A 6,168-nucleotide genomic window follows, 5' to 3' on the forward strand; every position below is an offset into this window, starting at 1 on the left:
GCCTCTCCCACCACCCCTGGCAAGGCGAGTTCACAACCGATGTTTGCAGTCAAAAAATATTTAAATTCGCGTTCGCGCAAGGACTGCGCAAACATATCCACACGGGGAATTCTTGCGGTTTTGTGCCTGGCGACCACTGTCAACGCGCTGGCGGTCAGCAGTGTCAATATCGTGCTGCCCGCACTGATCCAGGATCTCGGCACAACCTATGGCCGGGCCCAATGGGCCATTATTTCCTTTGTGACCTTTCTCACCGCAACCCTGGCGGTCGCCGGGCGGGTGAGCGACAGGATTGGGCGTACAAATATTTTTGTTGTCGGAGTGGTCATCTTCACCCTGTCCGCACTTTGCTGTGGAATTTCCACGCATATCTGGATGCTGGTATTTTTCCGCGCCCTGCAGGGTATGGGTGCGGCGATGTTTGTGGCCGTGGCCATGGCAATCGCCAGCGATACTTTTCCCAAGTCCCGCGCGGGTACGGCTATCGGCTTGCTCGGCAGTGCCTCGGCTGTCGGCACAGGCACTGGGCCGGTACTGGGTGGGCTGTTGCTGGAGGTGTTCAGTTGGCAGTCGGTTTTCCTGGTGCAGGCTTCAATAGGGATGCTCATCTTTCTGCTGGCGAAAAGGGTTCTGCCCGATGATGCGGGTGTCCGTGGTGCGACTATTGTCCGGCCGCAGCTGGAGATGCCGATCTTTATCGGTGTTTTTTCCGCAGTGCTTTTCTACACCCTGTCCATTAAACCACTCAACAGCAATTATGGCGCGGTCAATGTGATTGCCGCAGCCCTGTCCGGTGTGGCGCTGTTGAGCCTGCTGGTGTTGAAGCGGCGGCTATCGCGTACATTTTCTCCAGTGAACGCCAGCCAGTGGGACTATTCCCTCTGGGGTAATTTGGCCGGGAATCTGCTGGTAGGTGCAGCGGTGATGAGTTCACAGGTGGTGGCACCCTTTTATCTGACCATGGCTCTAGGACTGGATTTTTCCCGGACCGGTTTGGTGATGTCGGCGGGATCCTTCTCGGTGGCCATCTTCGCCCATGTGGCGGGGCGGCTGGTGGATCGTTTCAAGTCCAGGTTGGCCATATTTGTCGGTCTGGGCCTGATGGTGTCCGGGGCCTTGGGAGTGATCTATCTGGAACTGGGTGATGGTGTACCCGGTTACCTGCTGTATGCAACCGTCACGGCGGCGGGTTACGGCACTTATTTGTCTTCGAACAATGCCTTCACAATGCACGACGCCGGTGCAGAGCAGCGGGGCAATATTTCCGGCCTGCTGAATTTGTCCAGAAATCTGGGTCTGCTCACGGGTGTTTCCATCATGGGTGTGGTGTTTGCGGTGGCCTCGGGGCTGTCTCGGGTGGAAAAGGTGGACCCGACACTAGTGGTGGCGGGCCTGAATCAGGTTTATGTGCTGGCACTGTTGCTATTGGTCCTGGCGGTGGTGATCCGGGCATTGGTGGCAGTATTCGACCGTGATACTCACGGTTCAATTCAATAGTTGGTCCTCTATCTATTGGGTAGTCTCCACCAAAAATCCGCCAAGTTGCCGATAGTGAATTTTTGGATTGCCAGGAAAAAATTTACCTTATTGGATTTGACTTAAAGTCGGCTTCAATTCGTATCCTGCTTCTATACAAAGGTAATACCACAGGCTGCTGTCCCCCACAGCTGTGTCCGGACCGCAAATCCGGATTGAGAAAAATCTGGAGGCAGCAACCTGCCAGAGGCGAAGTTGTCTGCCCGGATTACTGTAACTTTTGTTTTAACCTGAGGAGAAAGATCATGACTGTAAATGCTCTGGATCAGTGTATCGCGGACTTGCGCAGCTACTGGACCGGTTTGAACTCGGACGCCATTAGCCGCTGCCGCACGGCTGTCGCCAGGCTGGCGGGCGCCGCCAGCACCGAGCCCTGGCTCGCCCAGTTGCACGAGACGAAGCCAGCCGCGGAGGAGCTGTACCGGGATCCGGACCAGGGTTTTATTTTGCTGGCCCATGTGGAATATCAGGGCCAGTATCGCAAACCACACAATCACGGCAACGGCTGGGTGTTTTATGGGCTGCAGTACGGCGAAGTGCAGATGGCCACCTATGGCCAGTTTGGAAAGCCGGGGGGCGGGGAACAGCTGGTCAGCCGCGGAGCCTATACCATGAGGGTGGGGGACTGCAGTGCATTTCTGCCCGGTGACATTCACGATACCCGCTGCCTGTCTGATTACATGCTGATGTTTCGCCTAACCAGTTGTGATTTTGCGGAAGAAAAGCGCGCTGGCAGGTTACAGCAGTTTGAACTGTCGTAAGGGGAGTGGCCGGCAACTGTTGACCCGGTAGCTAAATGGGTTTATGCGGCACAAGGATGTGCCTCCGCCCGGAGGGGGCCTGTACAAGCTTGTAAGAAGCAACCGATTCCGGGTAATTGCGCAGGTTTTCAAGAGCGGCAATCCAATGGATGAGGGATCATCTATTGGATTGCCGCGCTGATAAAAGCCTAAGAGGTTGCACCGAATTGATCAGGGGTTCCTTAGCAGGTTGTTGAAAAAGGCATCCTGCCTGTTTCAAAACACGAAAAGCGAAAAATGTGATTTTCACTTTTCTCCCAAAATCAACGACTTAGGCGTCGTTGATTTTGCCGGAACATCCATATTCCGGTACCAGGCGTCGAAATTCTTCGAATTTCAACAGCCTGCTAGACGCGCACCTCCTGAATCTCCGTTGCGGCGATTCGTTTGCCCTCTTCGGCTGACTTCTGGAACTCCTCGATCTGGTCGAAATTCATATAGCGGTAGATATCCGCCGCCATGGAGTTGATGTTTTTCGCATACTCCTGGTATTCCTCCGGCGTGGGCAGCCTGCCGAGGATGGCGCCCACCGAGGCCAGCTCCGCCGACGTGAGGTACACATTGGCGCCGTCACCCAGGCGGTTGGGGAAGTTGCGGGTCGAGGTGGACAGCACTGTACTGTTTGGCGCGACGCGCGCCTGGTTGCCCATACACAGAGAGCAGCCGGGCATTTCGGTGCGGGCGCCGGCGCGACCGTAGATATTGTAGTAACCCTCTTCCATCAGCTGGTGTTCGTCCATCTTGGTGGGTGGGGCTATCCACATGCGGGTCGGCAGTCCGCCTTTTACCTGCTCCAGCAGTTTGCCGGCAGCGCGGAAGTGGCCGATATTGGTCATACAGGAACCCAGGAAGACTTCGTCCACCTTGTCGCCGGCCACTTCGGACAGGGGGCGGGCGTCGTCCGGGTCGTTCGGCGCACAGACGATGGGCTCCTTGATTTTGGCCAGGTCGATGTCGATCACCGCGGTATACTCGACGTCGGTGTCGGCCTCCAGCAATTCCGGTTTCTCCAGCCAGGCTTCCATGGCGCGGGCCCGGCGCTCCAGGGTGCGCTTGGAACCATAGCCTTCGGCGATCATCCAGCGCAGCAGGGTGATATTGGAGCGCAGGTATTCGGCAATGGTGTCCTCGGACAGCTTAATGGTACAGCCGGCGGCGGAGCGCTCGGCGGAGGCGTCGGACAATTCGAATGCCTGTTCTACAGTCAGGTTCTCCAGGCCTTCGATTTCCAGGATGCGGCCGGAGAAGACATTCTTCTTGCCCTTCTTCTCCACGGTCAGCAGACCCTGCTGAATTGCATAGTAGGGGATGGCGTGGACCAGGTCGCGCAGCGTGATGCCGGGTTGCATTTCACCCTTGAAACGCACCAGTACTGATTCCGGCATATCCAGCGGCATAACGCCGGTGGCGGCGGCAAAGGCCACCAGACCGGAACCCGCCGGAAAGGAAATACCCATGGGGAAACGGGTGTGGGAGTCGCCACCGGTACCCACTGTATCGGGCAGCAACATGCGGTTTAGCCAGCTGTGGATAATGCCGTCGGCCGGGCGCAGGGAGACACCACCGCGGTTCATAATGAAGTCCGGCAGTGTGTGCTGGGTGTCGATATCCACGGGCTTGGGATAGGCCGCGGTGTGGCAGAAGGACTGCATCACAAGATCGGCGGAGAAGCCGAGGCAGGCAAGATCCTTAAGCTCGTCGCGGGTCATGGGCCCGGTGGTATCCTGGGAGCCCACGGTGGTCATTTTCGGTTCGCAGTAGGTGCCCGGGCGTATGCCGTCGACGCCACAGGCCCTGCCGACCATCTTCTGTGCCAGGGTATAGCCTTTGCCGGTGTCCGTGGGCGGCTCCGGTTTGCGGAACAGCTCCGACGGGGGCAGGTCGAGGGACTCCCGCGCCTTGGTGGTGAGACCGCGGCCAATGATCAGGTTGATGCGGCCGCCAGCCTGTACTTCGTCCAGCAATACCTGGGATTTCAGCTCGAATTCAGACAGTACTCCACCGTCCTCCGCCAGTATTTTGCCCTCGTAGGGGCGGATCTCTATGACGTCGCCCATGTTCAGTGCATCCACCGGGGCCTCGAATACCAGAGCACCGGCATCTTCCATGGTGTTGTAGAAGATCGGCGCTATTTTCCCGCCGATACAGATGCCGCCGCCTTTCTTGTTGGGTACCCCGGGCATATCCTCGCCGAAATACCACAGCACCGAGTTGGTGGCGGACTTGCGCGAGGAGCCTGTGCCGACCACATCGCCCACAAAGGCGACCGGCAGACCCTTGGCCTGCACTTCCTCTATCTGTTTTAGCGGTCCGGTAACTCCCGGCTCCTCCGGCGTCAGGCCGTCGCGGGCCATCTTGTACATCGCCAGTGCATGCAGCGGGATATCCGGACGCGACCAGGCATCGGGGGCGGGGGAGAGGTCGTCGGTATTGGTTTCGCCGGTGACCTTGAATACCGCAACCTTGATGCTCTCGGGCACCTGGTTGCGCTTGGTGAACCACTCGGCATCCGCCCAGGACTGCATCACCGCCTTGGCGTTGGCGTTGCCGGCCCTGGCTTTCTCTTCCACATCGTGAAAGGCGTCGAACATCAGCAGCGTGTCTTTTAACTGCTCGGCGGCCAGTTCGCTCAGACTGGTGTCGTCCAGCAGCTCCACCAGGGTGGTGATGTTGTAGCCACCGAGCATCTGGCCCAGCAACCGGGTGGCATGTTCGCGGTCGATCAGGGGGCAGCTTTCTTCGCCCTTGGCGATGGCGGAGAGAAAACCGGCCTTGACGTAGGCGGCCTCGTCCACCCCCGGTGGAACCCGGTGGGTGAGGAGTTCCACCAGCTCCTGTTCTTCGCCTGCGGGTGGGGCCTTTAACAGCTCCACCAGCCCGGCCACTTGTTCTGCATTCAGAGGTTTGGGCGGAATACCCTGTTCGGCGCGTTCAGCGACCTGTTTGCGATAGGCTTCAAGCACGGATAAGTCCCTCTTAGTGGTTCGGTGACACCAACAGCTGGCGAAAGTATGGCTGGCTATGCCGGCCCGGGGTTTCCAGTGGTGACCGCTGGATGTGGGCCGGGAATTCTACAGGAAAGCACTATTCCTGTTAAGTTTATTGAAAAATCAATAACTTACGCCAATTTTCGCTATTTATACGGTGAATTTTACCGGAGGCTGGGCAGCGGCCTTTTCTTCCAGCCGGAAACCAAATAGTCTGGCCGCGCACAGACTCAGACCAAATGGCGTGACCACAGCCCGATGTATAAAAAAGTTCGCACTCCCTGCATTGGCGTTTGCTCCACCGGTATCGGCGATGATGTCTGCCGGGGTTGCAAGCGCTTCGCCCACGAAGTGATTGACTGGAATAGCTACAGCGAAGAGCAGCGCCGCCTCATCGCGCAGCGCCGCGAGACCTATCTGGCCAGTGCGGTGCGCAATCAGCTGGAGATTGTGGATCGGGCGCTGCTGCTGCGCCAATTGAAGCACCAGCAGATTCGTTTCGACGAAACCCTGCACCCCTACTGCTGGGTGTTCGAGTTGTTGCGGGCCGGCGCCAGCCAGATCGGGGATCCGGCGGAGTTCGGCCTGAGACTGACTGCGCAGGCCAGAGGTGTTTCCCTGGTGGAATTGCGACGCCGTATCGATGAGGACTTTTACGCGCTGTCGGTGGCTTACTACCGCCGCTTTGTGGCGCCCGGTCTGCCCTAGTGGCCCATGCGGAAAATAAGGTTACGTGATTTGATTTCACGTATACTTGTCACATGGATACTCCTGACGTTTTTACAATTACCGCTCATGATGCAGCGACCCTGGAAAGCTGGATTCGCAGCACCTCGCTTCAGCAG

Annotated in this window: 5 protein-coding genes; 4 read left to right on the forward strand and 1 reads right to left on the reverse strand. The window is 57.8% G+C overall.

The window, feature by feature from the left end; translation table 11 throughout:
- Nucleotides 1–39: 39 nt before the first annotated feature.
- Both AB1S50_RS05515 and AB1S50_RS05520 read left to right on the forward strand, forming a co-directional pair.
- Nucleotides 40–1,497: an MFS transporter gene (locus tag AB1S50_RS05515; RefSeq protein ID WP_367149479.1), complete on the forward strand. Its 1,458-nt coding sequence runs from the start codon at nt 40–42 to the stop codon at nt 1,495–1,497.
- Nucleotides 1,498–1,781: 284 nt separating this feature from the next.
- On the forward strand, nt 1,782–2,297 hold the full coding sequence (locus tag AB1S50_RS05520; protein WP_367149480.1) for a hypothetical protein: 516 nt from the start codon (nt 1,782–1,784) through the stop codon (nt 2,295–2,297).
- Between the two features lie 386 nt (nt 2,298–2,683).
- On the opposite strand, the gene acnB is transcribed toward AB1S50_RS05520, so the two are convergent.
- A complete protein-coding gene (gene acnB, locus AB1S50_RS05525) occupies nt 2,684–5,299 on the reverse strand; it encodes a bifunctional aconitate hydratase 2/2-methylisocitrate dehydratase (RefSeq protein WP_367149481.1) in 2,616 nt (871 codons plus the stop codon).
- 48 nt (nt 5,300–5,347) lie between these two features.
- Between acnB and AB1S50_RS05530 the strand changes: the two genes are divergently transcribed.
- The gene (locus AB1S50_RS05530; RefSeq protein WP_367149482.1) at nt 5,348–5,536 is read left to right on the forward strand and encodes a hypothetical protein; all 189 of its coding nucleotides are present in this window, start codon (nt 5,348–5,350) and stop codon (nt 5,534–5,536) included.
- 45 nt (nt 5,537–5,581) lie between these two features.
- Nucleotides 5,582–6,031: a DUF1289 domain-containing protein gene (locus AB1S50_RS05535; protein WP_367149484.1), complete on the forward strand. Its 450-nt coding sequence runs from the start codon at nt 5,582–5,584 to the stop codon at nt 6,029–6,031.
- Nucleotides 6,032–6,168: the final 137 nt, after the last annotated feature.

Origin of the sequence: Microbulbifer discodermiae, assembly GCF_040742695.1 — a bacterium.
Lineage (GTDB): Bacteria > Pseudomonadota > Gammaproteobacteria > Pseudomonadales > Cellvibrionaceae > Microbulbifer.